The organism is Pseudoteredinibacter isoporae (assembly GCF_040372805.1).
In the GTDB taxonomy this organism is placed as follows: domain Bacteria; phylum Pseudomonadota; class Gammaproteobacteria; order Pseudomonadales; family Cellvibrionaceae; genus Pseudoteredinibacter; species Pseudoteredinibacter isoporae_A.
On record NZ_BAABWJ010000003.1, the window covers coordinates 333,902 to 356,445 of the forward strand.

Sequence of the window (22,544 nt, forward strand, 5' to 3'; positions counted from 1 at the left end):
CAATCAATTGGCTTAACGTCCAGCCAATGTCGGTGCCACAGACTCCAGCGCGGCATCATGCAAAACATTGCTGGCGTTGTGTAACTGGCTAATTGCCTGCAACTCATCCCAATGCCGAACCATTGCGCGCTTTGCCGCTGCTTTCACCTGCTCAACGGGCAATTCGCTTAAGCGAGACAAAAACAGGGAGCCTCGCACACTATCTACATGCTCAGCTCGCACACCTTCAACACTGTCAATGTTCAATTGCTGCAAGGCGTATTTATAAGCCGGCGCTGTCGTTACCAACATATGAAGCCGCTTACGCTCCAACATACCAACGCCTTGGGCAATGGAGTTAATACTTAGCCATTGCTCATCTTTCACAGGCAACGCTTTTTTGCCGTAAAAACCCAGGCGCAAACGACCAATTTTAATTTCGGGCCGGGTTTCCAAGTCTTTCAGCTCCAGATCATCGCGCATAACCACGATCACATCGACCGGAGGCAAAGGCAGGATTCGGTGTGCAGCGGCTGACGCCCCTGGCGAATCGAACAGCACACTGAGATCGGCCTTACCCATCTCAATATCGCGCACAACACGTGCGTACGGCATTACTTTCAGCTGGTAGGCTTTACCCCACTCCCGCCCAATATCCTGCAACAGGTTCACGTACAAACCTTCCGGCACCCCTTTATTCAAGGACCCCCAAGGGGCGATATTGGTCACCACCATCTGCAGCAGTTCATGGCCTTCAGGTGCATCTTTAGGGTCCAAAGACCAAGCCCTCGCGGCCACGAGCAGGAAACAACTGATAACGATGATTCGAGAAAGATTAATCTTCATACTACCTTCAACCTGAAGCGGGTGTGTCGACGCGCTCACACATCCATGTTCAATACGGCGAGACAGCCCGGTAAACATGTCGTCTGGTCATCCGGCATAGGGGCGGGCTTAAAACCCTGGCTGATCCCCCCACAAAATCTTATGCAATTGCATTTGAAAACGTACAGGTAATCGATCGGCCACGATCCAATCGGCCAAATCCCGATGCGGTAACTCTTCATGGCTCGCCGAAAACAGCACTTCGGCGACCTTCTGGGTTAAATTATACTCTTCTAATTTAAATCTGGCCCACTCATAATCTGCACGGCTACAAATCACAAACTTGATTTGGTCATGTTGATTGAGTAAATCGATGTTTTCATAGCGATTGCGGTGAGCCTCTCCGGAATCCGGGGTTTTGAGGTCCATCACTCTCGAAACGCGAGCATCTACACTATCTATCGGCATCGCTCCACTGGTCTCCAGTGAAACGGCAAAACCTTCATCACATAAATCACTCAACAGCGGCAGGCAATTGGGTTGAGACAGCGGCTCTCCCCCCGTAACGCATACATGCTCTGCGTCGTAGGACTTCACCTTTTCAACAATCTCTTTGAGGCTCATCTTTTCGCCGCCAAAGAAGGCGTACTCAGAATCGCAGTATTTACAACGCAGGGGGCAGCCGGTCAGGCGCACAAACACGGTGCGTAAACCCGCACTGATCGCCTCTCCCTGCAGGGAGTGGAAGATTTCGGTGATTCTTAACTGCTTGGATTCCATACTTTAAGTGTGCAAATTTTGGCCAGATAAACAAAGGGCGCCGATTCTACAGAAATCGACGCCCCTATTCCAGAGCCGCTTGGCCAATATAAAGATCAGGTCTTAGCGAAAGTTTTTATCGAGGTAAGACTTCGCCAGCCCGCCTACAGAACCGGGGTCTTTAGCCGCCTGTTGCAGATTAGGCATAGCGTTGGCATTGTCACCCAGCAAGTGATAAGCCTTACCCAATTTAAACACGGCATCGATGTACTTATCGTGATCAGGAAACTGATCTTTTACGATCAGGAAACGTTGCTTGGCCTGTTCGTAATCACGCTTGATCAGATAAATCTGTCCCAGCCAATATTGTGAATTTGGCAGGAACTTGCTATTGGGGTAATTACTGATGTGTTGCAACAGGAGTTTTTCGCCCTGATCATAATCCTGCTTGTGCAAAACCAGATCAATCGCTGTGCGGTAATCCTGCAAATCTCCTGCGGAAACAGCTTGAGCCGTGGACGATACCGTATTGGCTACCGTGGCCGCTGGATTAACCGCTGCACCGGGTGAGGCACTGGGTGCCGTTTTCGATAGAGTTGCCAGACGACGGTCGAGATCAAGGTAATCGTCCATGCGTTGCTGCTTCAGGCGTTTGATTTCGAAAGCCTGCTCTTCCACTAAACCTCTGAGCTGCAATACTTCTTCTTGCAGTTGCTGAAGTTGATAGAACTGCTGAGCTTGGCTGTTCGCGGACGCTGGAGCGGCCTGGGAAATCGCTGGGCTGCGATTATCAACAATCGGCTGGGTATCAACCACTTGGGCCTGGGCAAAAGCCCACTGAGAAGCCGATAAAGAAACCGCTGCAAAAGCAGCGGTATAAAATGGAGCTTTCATTGAAACAACTTACTTCAATTCAACACGACGGTTCTGGCTACGAGCGTAGTCGCTAGTGCCATCTTGAGCAGGACGCTCTTCACCGTAGCTGACGGTTTCCAGCTGGCTGGAGCTTACACCTTGCAGCAACAGGAAGTCGCGTACGGCATTGGCACGACGCTCACCCAGAGCCATGTTGTATTCGCGAGTACCCGTGTCATCCGCGTGGCCTTCCAAACGAACGTTGTCGCCAGAGGCTTTCAAACGAGCAGCGTGACCCGTCAAAGCGGTGCGAGACTCGGGACGCAGCAGGCTCTGATCGAAGTCGAAGTAAAATACGGTGTCTAGCTCAGCGTAAGCATCGCTGTTGTCGCCACTGCTTACGCCGCTATTGTCAGCAGTACCTGTGGCTACGCCAGAATCGGCACCATTGGCAGAGCCGTTTGCATTGGCGTCAGCGTCCTCGCTGGTGCCTGTGCTGCTACAGCCAGCCATAGCGGCCAGAATAAAGGCCAAGCCCAAGCTATTTTTAATTGTTTTAAGTGTCATAGTTAACTCCCAATAATCTTTATACGCTCGCTGCGCAAAAATCAGTCAATTTAGGTACCGCAAAATGCTACAAAATATTGTCTTGCAATCGGGCTCAAGCCGCTAAAAGTTGGCAGGCTACCTCAATTGTCAGATATCAGACAATTGGATATTAAACCCTACCACTATTACGATTCGATTATAGCTCCCAAATCTTCCTATGAATACCGGCTTAGCGGGCTTAGGTCAAGGTCTGGGCCATAAAGCGACTATAAAGAGTCCATATTAATTAAAATAAGGTGACCAAGCCGGCTCTCGTACATCACCACGCTGCGAAGGCAGTCTGAATTTCACGCCGGCATCCAGAGAAACAGCCGCCAAAATTCCTTTGCCACGATGGCGGGTGGCGTACATCAACATCGCCCCATTTGGGGCAATAGTAGGGGACTCATCCAATCGGGTTTCCGTCAGGATTCTCAAATCACCGGTTTCCAGATCCTGGGCGGCGATATGGAACACACCATTCTGACGATTCACTACCACCAGAGTTTTGCCGTCGGGAGACAAGCGCGCGCGGGCATTGTAATCCCCCAGGAAGGTCAAACGCTCAACGCGACCGGACGCCAGGGTCTTTTGATAAATCTGGGGCTTGCCACCACGATTGGAGGTAAAGATCACGCCCTTGCCATCGGCGGTCCAACTAGGTTCCGTATCGATTGCGAAATGGTTGGTCACACGCGTCAGGCGGCGGCTGGCAATTTCCAGAATATAAATCTCAGGGTTGCCATCTTTAGACAGAGTAATGGCCAGTTTCTTGCCATCTGGCGACCAAGCGGGCGCACCGTTCAAACCCTTGAAATTGGTTAGCTGTTCGCGCTTAGAGGTGGCCAACTCCTGACGGAAAATCGCTGGGCGTCCAGTTTCAAAAGACACATAAGCCACTTGTTTACCATCGGGCGACCAGGCCGGAGACAACAAAGGATCGTCAGATTCCAGCAATAAACTCGGGCGAGCACCGTCGACATCGGCACGATTTAAACGATAGATCAGTTTGCCCTGACTGTTGCGATTCGCTTCCACATAAATCATCTTGGTGGAGAAAGCACCACGAATACCGGTGACTGCTTGGTAAACCTCATCGCTGGCAAAGTGTGCCATATCGCGCAGCCCTTTAGAGGTCACGACCACATTTTTGTTCAACATGCGGCGTTGCCCAAGCACATCGAACAATTGAAAGTCGAGGCGATAGCCATTGGTTCCCATCGCAGACAAGCTCGGCTTGATCGAACCAATCAACAGAAATTCCGTACCCAGGCGCGCCCAGTCCCGAAACAAGACTTCCGACTCATCCTGCGGAAAAGACAGCATATCTTCTTCAGGAATCGGCTCGAATTGACCACTGCGCAGTAAATCGGCCGCAACTATTCCCGCCACATTTTCCGGCAAGGGGCCACTGCCCGACCAGGAAAACGGCACGATGGCGATCTTTGCGGGGTTATCTACCCCCTGGGTAATTTCAATGGTTAACTCGGCTTTAACTAATGCGCTCAAACTCAGCAACAACAGTACAGCCAGTGATTTAATGTGTTGATGGATGGTCATCACAATCTCAAGTCCTTAGGGTTAAACACCAACCTCAGCTGGCGAAAATTTCGTTCGAACACTGCAGGTGGCAATTGTTTCAATTCCGGAAACTGCTCCGCCTTTTTTACGGCTTGTTCTGCGGAGCGGTCAAAAGCCGCATTTCCGCTGGATTTCACGACGGTGACATTAATCACCCGCCCCGTTGGCACCAGCTGAATACGTAATTCAACCTGCATACCTTTACGAGCTGACGCGGGGCGCGACCAGTTATTTTCAATACGCTGAGCAATTAAACCAATAAAGCTTTGCGCAACCATTTGATCTTCTTCGGCCTGCTGCTCGGCCAATAAGGCTTCGCGCTCGGCTTGCATTTCCTGATCAATTTGACGTTGCAGATCTTGCTCACGCTCGAGACGCTCAGCTTTCTCTCTGGCCGCTTTGTCTCGAGCAGCCTTCTCTTTGGCCGCTTTTTCCCGTGCCGCTTTATCCTTGGCGGCCTTTTCTCGGGCAGCTTTGGCCTTGCGTTCTTTTTCCGCTTTCTCGCGTGCGAGCCTTTTCGCTTTCTCCTGCTCTCTGCGCTTGCGGCGCTCAGCCTCTTTCCGCTTTTTGGTCAGATCGATAACTTTTTGCTTGGGTTTCGCGGCGGGCTTGGGTTTAGTTTTGGGTTTAATTTCAACCAATTTAGCCTGAACGTATTTCGGTGTGACTCGGCGTTTTTGAGGTTCTTCACTACTCTCCCAGCCCCAAAGTATGGCCACCAACAAAAGAGCATGCAAAACCACGCTCACCAGAATTCCAATGCCGCCAAAACCTGCCTGGCGATTGTCCAAGCCCTTTTGATTAGCGCGCATTGCTCTCCCTTGGGGCTTCTGTCACTAATCCAACGGAAGGTGCACCTGCGGCTTGCAGTTGAGTCATCAAGCCCACAACCAATCCGTAATCGACACTGTGGTCTCCCCACACCAAGACCGGCGTATTCGGTTTCTGGCGCAGAACCTTGGCGACGGTCTCGGTGATCTCGGTCATCGGTTTAGCCACCTTATCGTCCTTACCAAGGTTCAGATAATACAAACCGGCTTTATCCACCGATACAATAAGAGGCTCATCCTGCTTTTCATCCAGTGGCGCCGAAGGTGCTTGTGGTAAATCCACTTTCACGCCTTGCATCAACAAAGGCGCCGTCACCATAAATACCACCAACAAGACCAACATCACATCGATGTATGGCACCACGTTGATTTCCGCCATAGGTTTCTTTTTTACCCTGCGTTTCCAACTCATGGGCAATACCTACTTGGCGTGTACTTGGCGGTGCAGGATGGAAGAAAACTCTTCCGCAAAAGTTTCATAGCTATTGCTCAAGGTTTCAGCACGAGCGGAATAGCGGTTATAGGCCAGAACCGCTGGGATGGCTGCAAATAAACCCATGGCAGTGGCGACCAACGCTTCGGAGATGCCCGGCGCAACCGTTGCCAAGGTCGCCTGGTGGACATTTGCCAACCCACGAAAGGAGTTCATAATGCCCCACACGGTACCAAACAAACCCACGTAAGGACTTACCGAGGCAACACTGGCCAGAAATGGCAGGCTCTGTTCAAGCTTTTCCTCTTCTCGTGCCAATGCCACACGCATGGCACGCTGGGTACCTTCCATCACAGCATCCGGATCAGCGCTGACTTGTTGACGTAAGCGTGTGAATTCCTTGAACCCAGCACGGAAAATACTTTCGACTCCGTCCACTTTACCACTTGCAGAACGGCTGTTGCTTTGACGGAATAATTGATTGAGGTCGACACCCGACCAAAACTCACGCTCAAACTGAACCAGAGCTTTTTTGGCCTTGCTTTGATAAAGACCACGTTGAACAATCATGGCCCAGGACACTACAGAGGCTAAAAACAATAGCGCCATGACTAGCTGAACCAATAAACTGGCATTGGCGATCAGGCCCCAAATAGATAAGGGTTCGGCATTATGCATCTTGTTTCAGTTTCCTTATTTCTTATTAAAACGTGCGATAGTTTGAGCACAAGAGATTGCAATCATAAGACTCGCAATCACTCATCGATTTTCAACGCTTCACTGATGGCCTTTGGCATGGCTTTGGGCTTCATTGTCAGCCCATCGACACAGGCGACTTTTATATCACCTTCACAGAGTAATTCTTCATCCCCCACGCGTCGAACCTCCTGGCGAAAGACCAGATAACTGCGGCGACACTGGACCACTGTCGCGCTTACCCGAAGCTCGTCGTCCAGACGCGCTGGCTTGCGATAGTTGACCGCCGCCGAGTGTACCACCATTAACTGGCCATCACCCCCGACAGCGGCTTTGTCAAAACCCAGCGAACGCATCATTTCAGTCCGCGCACGCTCCATAAATTTCAGATAATTGACGTAATAGACAATGCCGCCAGCGTCGGTGTCTTCGATATAGACGCGTACAGCCAGGGAAAATTCCCCATTTTGAGCTTCTTTCAAAATGCCTCCACATCGTCCGGCAAGGGCTTAAGCAAAAGGCCGCAGTGTAGCCCAACCTGAGGGTTCTGAGTAGGGGATAACCGTGTAAATAAGGCGTAGTGGAAGATTGAACGGGCAGCCGGCAAGCGCTGCCCGACGTCTTTGTGAAGAGGGTTTAACGCTCTGGAGGCGCGATAGAAAAGTGCTTATAGGCGAGATCGGTCACCATCCGACCACGAGGAGTGCGCACCATATAACCCTGCTGAATCAAATAAGGCTCGAGAACATCCTCAATCGTATCGCGCTCTTCACTGATGGCCGCAGCCAGATTGTCCACCCCCACCGGCCCACCGGTGAATTTTTCAATCATGGTGAGCAGCAATCGTCGATCCATATGATCGAAGCCATGGTGATCAACATTCAGCATGTTCAAGGCCTGATCAGCCATATCCTTACTGACTCGCCCGTCACCACGCACCTCGGCATAATCCCGCACCCGACGCAGCAGGCGGTTGGCGATACGCGGAGTGCCGCGACTGCGGCGAGCAACTTCATGGGCACCTTCCGCCGCCATGTCGATCCCCATCAAGCGCGCGGAACGCGCCACAATACTGCTGAGATCTTCCACACTGTAAAACTCGAGGCGCTGCACAATACCAAAACGATCACGTAAGGGAGAAGTAAGCAAGCCCGCTCGTGTGGTTGCACCCACCAAGGTAAAAGGCGGCAAATCCAGTTTAATGGACCGCGCCGCCGGCCCCTCACCGATCATGATGTCCAACTGATAGTCTTCCATGGCTGGATACAACACCTCTTCCACCATAGGACTCAGGCGGTGAATTTCATCAATAAAGAGAACATCACCAGGCTCCAGATTGGTCATCAGGGCTGCCAGATCACCTGCTTTTTCCAGCACGGGTCCAGAAGTAGTTTTCAAATCCACCTGCATTTCATTGGCAATGATATTGGCGAGAGTCGTTTTACCCAGCCCAGGCGGACCAAAGACCAATGTATGATCCAGAGCTTCGCCGCGTTTTTTCGCAGCACCGATAAAGATTTCCATCTGCTCTCGAACCACCGGCTGTCCGACATAATCCCCCAGGGATTTCGGACGCACGGCTCGGTCCACCACTTCTTCCTGCACTTTGGCCTGAGGAGCGATGATACGTTCAGCCTGTAAGTCATCTTTTTCAATCATAGCTACAACCTGTTAGGCCGCCGGTAGGTTCAAGGTTCGCTTCAGGGCCAGACGAATCAAGTCCTCAGCGCCGGCAATTTCTTCAGCAAATTGTTTGCTGGTCGCCAACACCATTTTACTGGCATCAGCGGGTTTGTAACCCAAGGCAACGAGCGCGCTTTCTGCTTCTTCCTGGGCAGCATTGGAAACCTTCGCCGCACTGGCGGCTTCCAGTTCGGCCAGCGGCATACTGGGCAATTCCCAATCTTTCAACTTGTCTCGCAATTCGATAATCAAACGCTCAGCGGTTTTCTTGCCCACGCCCGGCACTTTCACCAGAGCGCTGACATTATCGGTCATCACGCAATTCACCAGATCACTGGCTTCCATACCGGAAAGAATGGCCAATGCCATCTTGGGGCCAACACCATTAATTTTAATCAGAATTCGAAACAACTCTCGGTCTTTTTTCTCCGCAAAGCCAAACAGCTGCTGCGCAGTTTCACTGACCGACAAATGAGTATGCAGCACTGCTGCATCACCCACGGCGCCCAGTCGATAGATGCTGGTCATGGGAACCTGGACCTCATACGCGACACCCTGCACATCAAGCAGAACGATAGGCAACTGCTTTTCCAGAATTCGCCCACTCAAGCGACCAATCATAATCTTTCCTTACTGTGTGTCTTTTTCAGTTCTTTCTTAAAAATCGTTTTAGGTAACGTCTTTTCATATTCGCTCTGGGCTTATGTGCATGAGCACACTACACAACGCGACCTCGTCGATACTGCCGCACATTGCCCAACTGGGAAAAATGTCGGCGGGAATTAATGTGGCACAACGCCACCGCCAGCGCATCGGCGGCATCTTCCTGGGGAACATCCGATAGTTTTAGCAGGGTCTTGGTCATATGCTGCATTTGCTGTTTATCAGCCGCACCGCTGCCTACCACAGACTGCTTGACCTTTTTGGCCTCATATTCCGCAATAGGGATATCCCGAAAAGTGCCGGCAACAATCGCGGCTCCACGAGCTTGGCCAAGCTTCAGCGCCGACCCGGCACTCTTGGACATAAAGACCTGTTCAACCGCAATCTCATGGGGGCGATACTCATCAATGACCTCCAGCATGGAGTCAAAAATGATTTTTAAGCGCTCAGGCAAAGGGCGGTCAGATGGCAGGCGAATCACACCAGAAGCCACATAAGCATTACGGGAACGATGCACATCAATGACGCCAAAGCCTGTTTTTAGTGAGCCGGGATCGATCCCCAGCACCCGTAGTGTGTCGGTCATAGCCAGCCCATATATCGAGCAAATCAAACAACTGTTAATTTATCCAGTAGTTTGGCCGATGCCAGCGCCAGGGTCAAGGGCCTGGGCTGTCGCCTAAGCCAGAGACGCCATCACTTCCGCTGAGAACTCGGCATTTGAATAGACATTCTGCACATCATCCAGCTCTTCCAACATGTCGATCAAAGCCAAGGTCTTTTCGGCCGCGTCTTTATCAAGGGGCACAGTCGTAGAGGGAACCATAGCAACTTCAGCGTGCTCGGGCTCAAAACCGGCGGCCAGTAAGCTGTCTTTGACCTGGAGATAATCTTCGAAAGCCGTGAGCACCTCGTAGGAACCATCTTCGTGGGTATACACATCATCCGCTCCCGCGTCCAAGGCGGCATCGATCAAATCCTCTTCATCCACGCCCGACGGAAAATGAATTTGCCCAGTGCGGGAAAACAGATAAGCCACAGAACCGTCGGTACCCAATGTGCCGCCGCGCTTGGTAAAGGCATGACGTACCTCTGCCACTGTACGATTTTTGTTATCGGTCATGCATTCAACGAGGATGGCCACCCCCGACACACCATAACCTTCATAGGTCAGTTCTTCGTAGTTGTCGCCTTCCGCATTGCCTGCTCCGCGCGCGATGGCCTTATCAATGGTGTCGCGTTTCATATTCGCGCCCAAAGCTTTATCCATTGCTGCTCGCAATCGGGGATTGTCTTCAGGATTTGGCCCGCCCTTGGCCGCTACCACCAACTCTCGAATGAGCTTGGTAAATACTTTGCCCCGCTTGGCATCCTGAGCCGCTTTGCGATGACGAATATTCGCCCATTTACTGTGGCCGGCCATAAACACTCCGATGTCGATAGAAAAAGAAAGATCACAAGGTTTCGCCAGACAGACTATACCATAGCGCCCAAAGGGCAGAATTTGAGCCAGGTAGTGAAACGATTATAAAGAGACGAAGAATCCAGCACGCAAAAAGGCAGGCATCGACAGGGAGTGTCAATGTAGTATCAGAAAACAGCCGCTGGGGTGAAAAAGCGTTAGCGATGCAAAGTGCTGACGAAAGAAGCTATAACAAGGAAGAAGGAAACAGCCCATGGCAAAAGCCATGGGCGCAATATCGAATTACTCTTCAGCAGGCTTTTCTTTCTGCTTCAAACGAATATTCAATTCGTTAAGCTGCAGGGTATTGACGGCACCCGGCGCGTCGGTCATCACACAGGCCGCAGTCTGAGTTTTCGGGAAAGCAATCACGTCACGGATTGAACTGGCACCAGTCATCAACATGATCAAACGATCCAGACCGAAGGCCAAACCGCCATGCGGTGGCGCACCGTATTTCAAGGCATCCAGCAAGAAGCCAAACTTCTCTTGCTGTTCAGCTTCATCAATGCCCAGAATTTCAAACACAGTCTGCTGCATGTCTTGACGGTGGATACGAACCGAACCACCACCCAACTCAGTACCGTTCAATACCATGTCGTAGGCTTGAGACAAGGCTGTACCCGGGTTGGCTTTCAGCTCTTCGGGGCTGCAAGATGGCGCGGTAAACGGATGGTGCAAGGCTGTCCAGCCGCCCTCAATCTCTTCAAACATTGGGAAATCAACAACCCAAAGCGGCGCCCACTCGCTGGTGTACAGATCCAGATCTTCACCCAGCTTACAACGTAGGGCACCCAGCGCTTCGCTGACTACCTTGGCTTTGTCTGCACCGAAGAATACGATGTCGCCATTCTTCGCACCGGTACGCTCCATAACCGCCATGGTTACGTCGTCACCCAAGAATTTGATGATTGGAGACTGCAGGCCTTCAATGCCCTTTTCAATCTCATTCACTTTAATCCAGGCCAGACCTTTCGCGCCATAGATGCTGACAAACTTGGTGTATTCGTCGATCTGTTTACGGGATAACTGGGCACCGCCGTCCACTTTCAACGCGGTAACACGGCAGCTAGGATCATTGGCTGGGCCAGCAAAGACTTTAAACTCGATGTCTTTCAGCAGGTCTTTAATCTCAACCAACTGCTGAGGCAAACGCAGGTCTGGCTTATCGGAGCCGTACTTTTCCATGGCCTCAGAAAATGGCATGCGCGGGAAGTCGCCCAGATCAACCCCTTGAATGTCCTTGAACAATTTGCGAATCATGCCTTCGGTGACCGACATGATTTCCTCTTCGCTCATGAAAGAGGTTTCCAAATCGATCTGGGTAAATTCCGGCTGGCGATCTGCACGCAGATCTTCATCGCGGAAGCACTTGGCGATCTGATAATAACGGTCAAAACCGGACACCATCAGCAACTGCTTGAACAACTGAGGTGATTGCGGCAGTGCAAAGAACTTACCGTCATGAGTACGTGATGGCACCAGATAATCGCGTGCGCCTTCAGGCGTTGCACGAGTCAGAATTGGGGTTTCAATATCCAGAAAGCCGTTGTCGTCCAGGTAGTTACGAATCGCATTGGTCACCTTGGAACGCAAACGCAGATTGTTCTGCATCTCGTCGCGACGCAAATCCAGATAGCGGTACTTCAAACGAACGTCTTCACCCACATTGGTGTACTCGTCCATTTGGAAAGGAACCGGCGCAGACTCATTGAGAATTTCCAGCTCGGTACCGTAGATTTCAATCTCACCGGTCGCCATATTGCTGTTTACGGTCTCTGCACTGCGAGCACGAACCTTCCCTTTCACCTGCAGAACAAACTCACTGCGAACACGCTCAGCACGGCTGAAATCGTCCTGCCCATCCGGGTCGAATACAACCTGTACGATACCCTCACGGTCGCGCAGGTCGATAAAGATAACGCCACCGTGATCACGGCGGGTATCGACCCAACCACACAAGGTTACTTCTTGGTCAATGTGTGAGGCGTTTAAAGTGCCTCCGTAGATAGAACGCATGTTGCTTTCCTGTTAATTCGGCTTTTGGCCTATGTTAAATTGCTGTGAACTTGGCGGTTTAGCTGCCGCTGTTAGAACCGGAGGACTGGGCGCTATCGCCAGCTAGGTTCTTTTTATTGCCTGATTTAAAGTCGGTCTCATACCAACCACTGCCTTTAAGGCGGAATCCTGCCGCTGAAATCAGTTTTTGCAGCTCGGGTTTCTTACAGGCCGGACAGTCTTGTAGTGGTGCATCGCTGATTTTCTGCAACGCTTCCATCTGGTGACCACAGTCCTGGCACTGGTACTCATAAATCGGCATAAATCGTTTTCATCGGCACCCGGGCCGACTTCCTCTCAACTTGCTATCTCGCGGTGTTTTCGCTGGCCGGGCTCGGCTTTGGCCTGCCCCGCTCAAAAAGCCGGCAATTATACCCCAGCCAAGCCCCGTGACAAACACCCAAATTCACCGATTTGGAGGAAATATTCACCCTCGGTTCAGGCGTTCAGCACGGCATTTTAGGGGAATTCAAAGAATCACAAATAAATAGGGTTTTAAGCACATTTATGGTTGCTAGGGTCGTTTAAATACTATATACATAGGCTCAGCCGTTTAGGCGGTGCTTGAAAGACTGTATATATAGGTTTTTTTGCTCACTGAGATATCTCTTAGAAGAGCAGAAGGCATTATTGATAAACACGATACCCAAATATTATAAAGGAACGGATTATGGCTGCTCGTAAACCTGCTAAGAAAGCTCCAGCGAAAAAAGCTGCGGCTCCGGAGCGTAAAATTAAAGCGGTGAAGGAACGCTACAATAAAACTCAAATCCTGAATCAGATCGCCGACAACACCGAACTGAGCAAAAAACAGGTATCTGCTGTACTGGAAGAGCTGTCAGCGGTCATCGAAGGCCACATCAAGAAACGCGCCTGTGGCGAATTTGTTCTGCCAGGCCTGATGAAAATCACCACAGTGAAGAAGCCTGCGAAAAAAGCACGTAAGGGTATCAACCCATTCACGGGCGAAGAGACCATGTTTAAAGCCAAGCCCGCTTCAATTCAGGTGAAAATTCGCCCATTGAAGAAGCTGAAAGAGATGGCCGAATAAGCCATTCATTAAAAACCCGGCCAAGGCCGGGTTTTTAATACTTGATGTCTTAGCCCCCTGTATGATTTAACGACCGTACCTGAGCTGCACATCTTCAAAGTCCTGGCGCGCTTGATAAACCTTTTCATGTAAATCACGTATCTTTTGCTTCTCGCGGTAGAGATCTCGCTTCAGATCCTCGATCTGATTGTAGAGCTGGCGACGTCGATCCGCTTCGGTCTTGTCATCCAGCATCACTTTCTCTCGATTGCGAATATCGCGCTCAATCCTGTCAATGTTGTTTTCCACCGAATTCAGCTCAGATTCCGCTCTTTGAAGCTTGCTCTCAGCCCGATAAACAATGCGACCTTCTTCATAAGGCCCGACAAAGGCATCTTCCAACTCAGCAGGACATACCCCTTTATAGACATAGCCACGGCGCCCCGCCTCATAACCCGAATTAGGTTTACAGAAGTCCTGCAAACCGATGTTGCGGCCATACTTGTAGCGCTCCAGATCAATCCGCACCCCGTGCTTACCGCAGCTTTCCCGGTATCCAGAAACCGTTTCCAAGCCTTTGCCCACGACGCCATCTTCAAAGCCCAAAGCTTCCCAATCGGCGGTTTGACACTCTTCTTTGGAGAGACCAGAGCAAGATGCCAGCAACAATACACTGCAAATCAACAGAATTCGCGCCATAGAAAAATTCCTTAAATAGGTGATAGGCAATAGCTTAGACGAAGATGAAACCGATAGCTCACGTCAAGCTACAGGGCCAATAACTTCTCAACGGTGTTTTTTAGCACAGCCCCCTGGCTACTGCCATCACCATCAATGGTAATGTCCGCATAACGACGATACAGCTCGGTGCGCTCAGCAAACACATCCTCAAAGCTCTGGTCTTCACGTCGAGCGATACCACGACTTTCATAGTTATGGATGCGGCGGCGCAGTTCGTCCAGACTGGCCTCCAGATAGACAATAGGACCCAGCGTAGCCAGATGCTTCATCGCCGCGTCGCTGTAGACCGCACTGCCACCCGTGGCAATCACATGGTTGTGGTAGTGGGCGTTCTGGATGACATCGGCTTCGATGTCTCGGAGATGCAAATACCCTCCTGCGTCCATAATGTCCTGCAGGGTGGCATTTTCGCGGGATTGGATAAGAATATCGGTATCAATAAAGTCCTTCGCTAACTCTTTTGCCAACATAACACCAATGGTGCTTTTGCCAGCGCCTGGCATACCGATTAAAACAACGCTCTTACCGTCCAGCATAATGGCCTCTTTAATACCTTGGCGGATCACAACCGCGATAAAAAAGAGGCATTATGCCAGAGCGTTAATAAAAAGATAAAAAGGAAACGTGAATTTAAACCTTACCTAGCGGTACTCGTGGTATTTCACCCCAGGCAGTACACACAGCATTTCATACAAGAGATTGGCGGCCACAACTGAGGTGTTGTGTGTGGTATCAAAAGGCGGTGACACTTCAACCAAATCGCCCCCCACTACATTCAGACCCTTACAGCCGCGTACGATTTCCAATCCCTGATGCACCGTCAGACCACCCACTTCAGCAGTACCGGTCCCTGGCGCGTAAGCCGGGTCCAGACCATCGATATCAAAGCTGATATACACCGGGCCATCGCCCAGCTGTTCTCTCACCTCAGCCATCAGAGGGTCCAAGCTCTTATGCCAGCACTCTTCAGCCTGCACTACACGGAATCCCTGATCACGAGACCACTGGTACTCATCCGGGGAATAACCGGTGCCGCGCAAGCCGATTTGAACCACACGCTCACCGTCCAATAAGCCTTCTTCCATTGCACGGCGGAACGGTGTGCCATGGGCAATACGCTCGCCAAACATATGATCATTAATATCCGCGTGCGCATCGACGTGCACCAGACCAACCGGACCGTGCTTCTTCTTCAGTGCACGCAGGATAGGCAAGGCAATTGTGTGATCCCCACCCATGGTGAGTGGCATGATGTTTTTGGCCATCACTTCGTCGTAAAAGCTTTCAATAATGTCGATGCTTTTGAGCAGATTAAAAGTATTAATGGGCACATCGCCGCTGTCTGCAATGGTCAGACTGTCGAAAGGCGCCGCACCCGTCGACACATTAAACGGACGCAACATGCGGGATTCATCGCGAATTTCGCGCGGTCCCAGGCGAGCACCCGGGCGGTTTGAAGTACCAATATCCAAAGGCACCCCTAAAAAAGCCACATCCAGATGCGCATCCAGATCCACGGCCGGCAAACGCATAAATGTAGCCGGACCACCAAAGCGCGGCATATCGTTGCCACCCAGTGGCTCATACAAAACCTTATCAGTCATATCTCACCTGTTTGTTATCACTGTCGACCTATCAATGATCGATGTTATTTGCCGTCGCGGCAGGCAGCTCAATAAGTGCTGAACACCCCTAGTTTAAACAAGACACCAGTTCGATAAACCCCTACAATTCAACTTATAGGTTGAAATTACCGAACTATCTATATTTCTAGAATCGACTCAAGGCACCTATGAATGCTGACATCAAACTGCTGAAAATTTTCGTTACCGTAGTGGATAACGGCGGCTTTTCAGCAGCAGAACGCGAACTGAATCTAGCCCGGTCCACCATCAGCAACCACATGGCTGAGCTGGAGCATCGATTGCAAACGGTCTTATGTCGTCGGGGACGAGCCGGGTTTTCGCTGACTTCGGCCGGGGAATCCGTTTACCGGGAAGCCTTGAACTTGCTCGCCAGCGCCGAGGCTTTTGACCGGCACATCGACAGCCTCAGACACGCAGACATGAGCGGCGAACTGCGACTGGCCGTCACCGACGGCACACTCTACGACGACAATTTGAAGCTCAACCTCAGCCTGGCCCAATTTCAGAACAAAGCCAATAATGTTTTCTTGACACTGAGCAGCGCCAGCCAGCCTGATATTGAGCACCAGCTAGCCAAAAAAGAGATCGACCTGGGGATTATCGCCCATCATCGCAGCCTGCCGGACTTTCAGTATCATCATCTGTATCAGGAGCAACACTTTCTCTATTGCGCAGAACCTCACCCTTTGTTTGACAAAAGTGATCGACATATCAGTGAAGAACAGCTGGCCGAACAAGCCTTTGTGCATGCCGGCTACCAGCTTAATTCCGACATTCAAAAGCTGACCCAGAACTTCAACGGTCGCGCCAGTGCCGGTCATATGGAAGCTCGGGCTCAGCTGATTTTATCCGGGGCTTATATTGCTTTTTTACCCGAACATTTTGCCGCCCCCTTGGTTGCAACAGGAAAACTTCGTACACTCAAATCCCGCAGCAAATTTTATCGCAGTGATATCAGTGCCGTTCACCGCAAAGACGCTTTAAGTGATCGTTTGCTTGCTTTGTTTTTGGCCTTATTGAAAGAGCAGTACCATGCCCCTGCAACGAAAAATAAATGATGTCGACGTTCGCTTGTTGCGAATATTCAAGGCCGTCGCTGAATGTGGTGGTTTCAGCGCCGCCGAAACCGAGCTGAATATTGCGCGCTCGACCATCAGCACCCATATGGCGGATCTGGAAGCTCGTTTAGGCCTGGTGTTATGTCGGCGAGGCCGAAGCGGTTTTGCATTAACAGACGACGGCAAACAGGTGTACCAGGCCTGCTTGCAACTGCTTTCAGCTCTGGAAGGTTTCCGAAGCCAAATCAGTGCCTTGCACAATCAATTGAGCGGCGAGCTTAAAATTCTCTGCAGTGATGCCATTTTGGGTGACAAAGAAAACTTTCTTCTTACCGAAATTCTTCGCCGTTTCGCTGAACAAGCACCTGATGTAGAGATTTCGATTGCGACGGAAGTTCTACCGGAAATCGAACGTGCCTTGTTGGCTGGCCGGGCCGACATTGGTTTTATTCCCTGCCATCGCGAACTGGGGTCAGTAAGCTATTTACCGCTCTATCAAGAACAGTATCAATTGTATTGTGGAAAAAACCATCCGCTGTTTACGGAAGCGAATGAGCCTATAAATGACAGCGTCATACAACATCAGCGCTTTGTACACCCGGGCATTCAAACCAATCCTCAAGCGAGCCAAGTCATTAATAAACTGCAACGTCGCGCAACGGCTTACCACTATGAGGCGCGCCTGGCGCTCCTGCAAACCGGCCTCTACATCGGTTATTTCCCCGAACATTATGCGAGTGAGCTCGTGGCACAGGGAGAATTGAAACGCTTGAATGCACCACAGTTTGGCTATCAAGCCAATATCGCCGCCTGCTTCAAACACAACAGCGGCAATAAGGCGCTCTCGGTGTTCTGCCAGCATTTGCGCGAAGCTTACGCACTGGACACCCTAGATTCATAAAACCATCTCGCCTCACAGGGTCGAACGCAAAAAAGGCCGAGCATAATTATGCTCGGCCTTTTCAGTGGTATCTTCTTGTGAGGGGCAAAGCTTATTTGTCGATGCCACCCATGCACATGTATTTCAGCTCTAAGTAATCGTCCATGCCGTACTTGGAACCTTCACGACCAGAACCGGATTCTTTCACACCACCGAACGGCGCCATTTCATTGGAAATAATGCCTTCGTTAATTCCTACGATGCCATATTCCAAACCCTCACCAACGCGCCACACACGCCCAACATCACGGGTGTAGAAATACGCCGCCAACCCGAACTCGGTATCGTTGGCCATAGCCAGCGCTTCTTCTTCCGTACTGAACTTGAAGATCGGGGCAACGGGACCAAAGATCTCTTCGCTGAAAACGCGCATACCCTGATTGACCTGAGTCAGGATGGTCGGCTCATAATAGCACTCACCCAAATCGGAACGCTTGCCGCCCGCGGCCAATGTTGCACCTTTGTCAACAGCATCCTGCACCATGGCATCAACATCATTAACGGCTTTCGCATTGACCAACGGCCCCATAGTGACGCCATCACCAAAACCATCACCCACATTGAATTCAGCAACTGCGGCAGCCAGTTTTTCAACAAAGGCATCATAAACACCTTCTTGCACCAACATGCGGTTTGAACAAACGCAAGTTTGGCCGGCGTTGCGATACTTGGACGCAATCGCACCCGCAACAGCGGCATCAAGATCGGCATCATCAAACACAATAAAGGGCGCATTCCCTCCCAACTCCATGGAGGTCTTTTTAACGGTTCCCGCACATTGCTCCATCAGCACCTTACCCACCGGAGTCGATCCGGTGAAGGTCACTTTTTTCACAATCGGGTTAGAAGTCATCTCACCACCAATTGCGCGAGAACTTGAACCCACCACCATGTTCATGACACCTGCTGGGACACCCGCTTCTTCAGCCAGAACACACAAAGCCAGAGCCGACAGTGGCGTTTCCGTCGCTGGCTTACCCACAACCGTACAACCGGCAGCAATGGCAGGGGCAACTTTCCGAGTAATCATGGCGTTCGGGAAGTTCCAAGGTGTAATGGATGCCACCACACCGACCGGCTGCTTGATGACCACAATGCGCTTGTCGTTTGAAGGTGCCGGAATCACATCACCGTCAACGCGCTTAGCTTCTTCAGCAAACCATTCCATATAAGAAGCGCCATAGGCGATTTCGCCCTTGGACTCCGCCAGTGGTTTGCCTTGCTCGGCGGTTAGAATTTTTGCCAGGTCTTCCTGGTTGGCCATAATCAGGTCATACCAAGTGCGCAGCACCTTGGCTCGTTCCTTACAGCTGGTCTTCTGCCAAGACTTCATGGCTTCCTCAGCGCACTCGATAGCACGGCGAGTTTCAACCTCACTTAAACTGGCCACAGTGGCAACAACATCGCAGGTAGAGGGATTGCGGACTTCAACAGTCGCGCCATTATCGGCATCGACCCACTGACCATTGATATAAGATTGGGTACGCAGTAAATCGGGACGCTTGAGATCAAGCATAGGTGTCTCCTTAAAGTTGCTGAGTGTCGGCAAAGCCGTACTACTATAATAGGCAATTTCAGCATAACGGGAGACTTAAACCGTCAATCCCGCAGAGATTTTGCTAAATTGTGAAAATAGGCCTAGTTTGCACCAAAGGCAATGTTCATAAAAGTCTAATTTATTAGACTTAAGGTTAGAAAAACCCAACCCAATTATTCCGTATCGACTTACTTCAGCACAGCAATACATTGAAACTATCACGCCGATTCATTTAATTAATTTAAACTAAGAGCGAAGGCACGATATAGTAAAACCATACTCAATGAGTCAAACACATTGAATAACACAAGCGAACTCGTTAAGGGAAGGATTATGAGCCAGAACAGAACCATCAATATCGGTATCAATGATCAAGATCGTGAATCCATTGCAGAAGGACTCAGTCATTTATTGGCGGATAGCTACACTCTCTATCTGCAAACCCATAACTTTCACTGGAATGTCACCGGCCCTCAGTTTCGCGAACTGCACCTGATGTTCGAAGAGCATTACACTGAACTTGCAACGGCAGTTGACGAGATTGCTGAGCGTATTCGCACATTGGGCTACCCGGCTCCTGGTACATACAAAGCGTTTGCCGAATTGAGCTCAATTAAAGAAGTGGATGGCGTGCCTACACCAACGGAAATGCTCGAACTGTTGACCGACGCCCATGAGCAAGTTGTGCGAACCTGCCGGGAGGTATTAGGGACAGCACAGGACGCCGACGATGAATCCAGCGCATCTCTGATTTCTGATCGCATGGTGATTCACGAGAAAACTGCCTGGATGCTGCGAAGCATGTTGTAAATCAGAAAAGCCTGCCATTCAGCAGGCTTTCTATTTTCGCTGTGTAAACATACTTGGGAGGCACACCCAAACTAATTGCTTCCTACAATGCCTTCATCCTGCAAGCGAGTAATATCTTCGGCACTCACCCCCAAGCTTTGCAGCACTTCCTGATTGTGAGCGCCCAGGGTCGGCCCCGCCCACTCGGTGCGTCCTGGAGTACGCTCCAGTTTTGGCAACATAGCCGGAATATCGAGTGGCTTACCATCTATTTCTACCCGCTCAAACATCCCACGCGCCTGATAATGAGGATCTTCTAACATGTCCTCAACATTATAGATCGGGCCCGCTGGCACCCGTTGCTCGGCCATCACGGCGAGCACATCGGCAATAGGCCTCGCCGAACACCAGCCAGAAAGAATCTGATCAATTTCTTCTTCATGCTCGACTCGCCCGGCATTATTTGCCAGACGCGGATCTTCGGCGAGATCGGGGTGTCCTATTCCGCTCATCAGCCGTTTGAAAATTGAATCGCCATTGCCACCAATGACCACAAATTTTCCGTCACCGCAGCGATAAGTATTCGTCGGCACAATACCGGTCACCGTTGTCCCAGACGCTTCCCGCACGGCGCCCGCGCCGGAATACTCCGGCACGACCGCTTCCAGTAAATTGAACATGGCTTCGTACAGGGCTACGTCGATTGTTTGCCCTTTTCCAGACTGCTGCCGTTCCAAGAGCGCTAAAGCGATTCCTAATGCAGCATGAATGCCCGCAATCGTGTCACCAATGCTCAAATTCGGACGTACCGGGGCTTCCCCTGGAAAACCATTTACATGGCGAAAACCAGAATATGCTTCGCACACCGAGGCAAAGCCGGGTTTATTCGCGTTGGGGCCATCCTGGCCATAGCCGGAAATTCGCGCGTAAACCAAGCCAGGATTGACCGGTTTGATGTCCTCCGGGCCCAGCCCCCAATCTTCCATCACACCAGGGCGAAAATTTTCCACCAGGACATCAGCATCGTTTAACAACGCTTTTAAAATCGATCGGCCTTCATTCTGTTTTAAATCGATGCAGACACTTTTTTTATTGCGCGCCAAGCTATACCACCAGAACGATGTACCGTTATTAAGCTCTCGCCAGCCACGAATGGGGTCACCACCAGGAGGCTCCACCTTAATGACTTCTGCTCCGAAGTAAGCCAATAGCGAACCAGCAAACGGGCCAGCCAAGAGTTGGCCCACTTCAATAACGCGCAAACCTGCTAAAGGTTTTGCCATATCAAACTCCGTTCAAAACTAACGTTTTAGCCGTACCGACTCGTGCCCCAGCATTGCCAGCATGGGATTTCTCTGGTGCACCCAGTCTTTCAGTAGCAAGGCAAATACAAGTCCCGCCACAAAACCGGATATGTGCGCGGGATAATCCATACCATCGTCCAAGAAAAATAAACCGAACACATTCAACCCTACCCACAAGGCAAAAAACCACATCACGGAAAGCTTTTTCTGATAGAGAATAAACATAAAACTCAAGCTGGCATGACGAAACCAGATCATGTACATGGCAAACAAGCCGGCAATCGCACCACTGGCACCAATCGATGGAATATCAGATCCGTAGCGCCACAACATCGTCCCTAGCGAGGCAAGGAGGCCACAGGTCAAATAAAGTAACAGATAAGAAAAGTGCCCAAGGGCGTCTTCAAGGTTGTCGCCGATGATGGCCAGGAAATACATATTGGCACCCAGGTGCCACACGGAACCGTGCAAAAACACGCAACTGAGTAATGTCCATACTTGATTCCCGTCAGCCACAATCGTTGGGGTCATCGCAAAATGATTCAACACCCAATTATAACTGGCATCATTAAAAAAGTAGGCGAGAAAAATTAGTATATTCAAAGCAAGCAAGCTGTAGTTCACCCAGGGAATGCACTTCACTTTAGCATTGAACTCAACGGGCATTTGGAGCAACAGCTGAAAAAAATAGGTTTTCCAACTCAGACCTTTGTTCAGTTCCTGTAGATGAGAGGCCAGCTCCGGGCTCTTCTCTACTGGGGGCAATTCACCACGATCCAGCCAACTGCCTTCGCAATGCACACAGATATCAATTTCCAGATGAAAATGTTCCAGAAGGTGGTGGCGCTGCATATTGAGTTTGCAGCTTGGACATTCAATATCGGACTCCCCCAGACTTTGCCCGAAACTTTCTCGAAAACAGCTGAGGTCTACTTCGGGGTTCTTCGCTCGAATGACAGCGTTCACTTCGTCTTTATCAAACCACAGCCCGCCACAAGCTCGGCACAAATCCAGTTCCTGCCGCTCGTAGCGGTGTTGAATCAAAGCCTCTTCGTCACAACGTGGGCATTGTTTATCAACCATGGGG

At 50.6% G+C, this 22,544-nt stretch carries 25 protein-coding genes; 4 read left to right on the forward strand and 21 right to left on the reverse strand.

Features of this window, described 5'->3' with window-relative positions:
* Window positions 1–12: 12 nt before the first annotated feature.
* The 15 genes from ABWW03_RS09600 to ABWW03_RS09670 all read right to left on the reverse strand — a co-directional run bounded on the left by ABWW03_RS09600 (window position 13) and on the right by ABWW03_RS09670 (window position 12,674).
* Complete coding sequence (locus tag ABWW03_RS09600; protein WP_353407919.1) at window positions 13–825, reverse strand: hypothetical protein; 813 nt, start codon at window positions 823–825, stop codon at window positions 13–15.
* 108 nt (window positions 826–933) lie between these two features.
* Complete coding sequence (queE, locus tag ABWW03_RS09605; protein WP_353407920.1) at window positions 934–1,584, reverse strand: 7-carboxy-7-deazaguanine synthase QueE; 651 nt, start codon at window positions 1,582–1,584, stop codon at window positions 934–936.
* Window positions 1,585–1,686: 102 nt separating this feature from the next.
* Complete coding sequence (locus ABWW03_RS09610; protein ID WP_353407922.1) at window positions 1,687–2,457, reverse strand: YbgF trimerization domain-containing protein; 771 nt, start codon at window positions 2,455–2,457, stop codon at window positions 1,687–1,689.
* A 9-nt stretch (window positions 2,458–2,466) separates the two neighbouring features.
* Window positions 2,467–2,985, reverse strand: a complete 519-nt coding sequence (locus tag ABWW03_RS09615) for an OmpA family protein (RefSeq protein WP_353407924.1) — start codon at window positions 2,983–2,985, stop codon at window positions 2,467–2,469.
* 264 nt (window positions 2,986–3,249) lie between these two features.
* Window positions 3,250–4,566, reverse strand: a complete 1,317-nt coding sequence (gene tolB, locus ABWW03_RS09620; protein ID WP_353407925.1) for a Tol-Pal system beta propeller repeat protein TolB — start codon at window positions 4,564–4,566, stop codon at window positions 3,250–3,252.
* Window positions 4,566–5,399, reverse strand: a complete 834-nt coding sequence (gene tolA, locus ABWW03_RS09625) for a cell envelope integrity protein TolA (protein WP_353407927.1) — start codon at window positions 5,397–5,399, stop codon at window positions 4,566–4,568. Before tolA ends, tolB begins: the two co-directional genes overlap by 1 nt.
* Window positions 5,389–5,829, reverse strand: coding sequence for a protein TolR (gene tolR / locus ABWW03_RS09630; protein WP_353407928.1), 441 nt, complete (start codon window positions 5,827–5,829; stop codon window positions 5,389–5,391). Before tolR ends, tolA begins: the two co-directional genes overlap by 11 nt.
* Before the next feature lie 9 nt (window positions 5,830–5,838).
* The gene (gene tolQ, locus ABWW03_RS09635) at window positions 5,839–6,528 is read right to left on the reverse strand and encodes a protein TolQ (RefSeq protein ID WP_353407930.1); all 690 of its coding nucleotides are present in this window, start codon (window positions 6,526–6,528) and stop codon (window positions 5,839–5,841) included.
* Window positions 6,529–6,605: 77 nt separating this feature from the next.
* Window positions 6,606–7,028, reverse strand: coding sequence for a tol-pal system-associated acyl-CoA thioesterase (ybgC, locus tag ABWW03_RS09640; RefSeq protein ID WP_353407932.1), 423 nt, complete (start codon window positions 7,026–7,028; stop codon window positions 6,606–6,608).
* 154 nt (window positions 7,029–7,182) lie between these two features.
* On the reverse strand, window positions 7,183–8,205 hold the full coding sequence (gene ruvB, locus ABWW03_RS09645; RefSeq protein ID WP_353407934.1) for a Holliday junction branch migration DNA helicase RuvB: 1,023 nt from the start codon (window positions 8,203–8,205) through the stop codon (window positions 7,183–7,185).
* A gap of 12 nt (window positions 8,206–8,217) precedes the next feature.
* Window positions 8,218–8,850 (reverse strand): Holliday junction branch migration protein RuvA, encoded by a 633-nt coding sequence (ruvA, locus tag ABWW03_RS09650; protein ID WP_353407936.1) that lies wholly within the window; start codon window positions 8,848–8,850, stop codon window positions 8,218–8,220.
* Window positions 8,851–8,947: 97 nt separating this feature from the next.
* Entirely contained in the window at window positions 8,948–9,478 is a 531-nt protein-coding gene (gene ruvC, locus ABWW03_RS09655; RefSeq protein WP_353407939.1) for a crossover junction endodeoxyribonuclease RuvC, read from the reverse strand.
* A 93-nt stretch (window positions 9,479–9,571) separates the two neighbouring features.
* Window positions 9,572–10,315, reverse strand: a complete 744-nt coding sequence (locus ABWW03_RS09660; protein ID WP_353407941.1) for a YebC/PmpR family DNA-binding transcriptional regulator — start codon at window positions 10,313–10,315, stop codon at window positions 9,572–9,574.
* A gap of 282 nt (window positions 10,316–10,597) precedes the next feature.
* On the reverse strand, window positions 10,598–12,373 hold the full coding sequence (aspS, locus tag ABWW03_RS09665) for an aspartate--tRNA ligase (RefSeq protein ID WP_353407942.1): 1,776 nt from the start codon (window positions 12,371–12,373) through the stop codon (window positions 10,598–10,600).
* A 58-nt stretch (window positions 12,374–12,431) separates the two neighbouring features.
* On the reverse strand, window positions 12,432–12,674 hold the full coding sequence (locus ABWW03_RS09670; RefSeq protein WP_353407944.1) for an FmdB family zinc ribbon protein: 243 nt from the start codon (window positions 12,672–12,674) through the stop codon (window positions 12,432–12,434).
* Window positions 12,675–13,082: 408 nt separating this feature from the next.
* On the opposite strand from ABWW03_RS09670, the gene ABWW03_RS09675 reads away from it, so the two are divergent.
* On the forward strand, window positions 13,083–13,463 hold the full coding sequence (locus ABWW03_RS09675; protein ID WP_353407946.1) for an HU family DNA-binding protein: 381 nt from the start codon (window positions 13,083–13,085) through the stop codon (window positions 13,461–13,463).
* A 66-nt stretch (window positions 13,464–13,529) separates the two neighbouring features.
* On the opposite strand, the gene ABWW03_RS09680 is transcribed toward ABWW03_RS09675, so the two are convergent.
* The 3 genes from ABWW03_RS09680 to speB form a co-directional block, all read right to left on the reverse strand.
* Window positions 13,530–14,141, reverse strand: a complete 612-nt coding sequence (locus tag ABWW03_RS09680) for a DUF2799 domain-containing protein (RefSeq protein ID WP_353407948.1) — start codon at window positions 14,139–14,141, stop codon at window positions 13,530–13,532.
* A 68-nt stretch (window positions 14,142–14,209) separates the two neighbouring features.
* On the reverse strand, window positions 14,210–14,716 hold the full coding sequence (locus ABWW03_RS09685; RefSeq protein WP_435372754.1) for a shikimate kinase: 507 nt from the start codon (window positions 14,714–14,716) through the stop codon (window positions 14,210–14,212).
* Window positions 14,717–14,824: 108 nt separating this feature from the next.
* On the reverse strand, window positions 14,825–15,787 hold the full coding sequence (gene speB, locus ABWW03_RS09690) for an agmatinase (protein WP_353407950.1): 963 nt from the start codon (window positions 15,785–15,787) through the stop codon (window positions 14,825–14,827).
* A gap of 188 nt (window positions 15,788–15,975) precedes the next feature.
* Between speB and ABWW03_RS09695 the strand changes: the two genes are divergently transcribed.
* Window positions 15,976–16,887, forward strand: a complete 912-nt coding sequence (locus ABWW03_RS09695; protein WP_353407951.1) for a LysR family transcriptional regulator — start codon at window positions 15,976–15,978, stop codon at window positions 16,885–16,887.
* On the forward strand, window positions 16,862–17,788 hold the full coding sequence (locus ABWW03_RS09700) for a LysR family transcriptional regulator (RefSeq protein WP_353407953.1): 927 nt from the start codon (window positions 16,862–16,864) through the stop codon (window positions 17,786–17,788). The genes ABWW03_RS09695 and ABWW03_RS09700 overlap by 26 nt, the downstream gene beginning before the upstream one ends.
* A gap of 91 nt (window positions 17,789–17,879) precedes the next feature.
* On the opposite strand, the gene ABWW03_RS09705 is transcribed toward ABWW03_RS09700, so the two are convergent.
* Window positions 17,880–19,343, reverse strand: coding sequence for an NAD-dependent succinate-semialdehyde dehydrogenase (locus ABWW03_RS09705; protein WP_353407954.1), 1,464 nt, complete (start codon window positions 19,341–19,343; stop codon window positions 17,880–17,882).
* A gap of 354 nt (window positions 19,344–19,697) precedes the next feature.
* On the opposite strand from ABWW03_RS09705, the gene ABWW03_RS09710 reads away from it, so the two are divergent.
* Entirely contained in the window at window positions 19,698–20,174 is a 477-nt protein-coding gene (locus ABWW03_RS09710; protein WP_353407955.1) for a Dps family protein, read from the forward strand.
* Between the two features lie 71 nt (window positions 20,175–20,245).
* On the opposite strand, the gene ABWW03_RS09715 is transcribed toward ABWW03_RS09710, so the two are convergent.
* Complete coding sequence (locus ABWW03_RS09715; protein WP_353407956.1) at window positions 20,246–21,436, reverse strand: CaiB/BaiF CoA transferase family protein; 1,191 nt, start codon at window positions 21,434–21,436, stop codon at window positions 20,246–20,248.
* Window positions 21,437–21,454: 18 nt separating this feature from the next.
* Window positions 21,455–22,540 (reverse strand): rhomboid family intramembrane serine protease, encoded by a 1,086-nt coding sequence (locus tag ABWW03_RS09720; protein WP_353407957.1) that lies wholly within the window; start codon window positions 22,538–22,540, stop codon window positions 21,455–21,457.
* Window positions 22,541–22,544 lie beyond the last annotated feature (4 nt).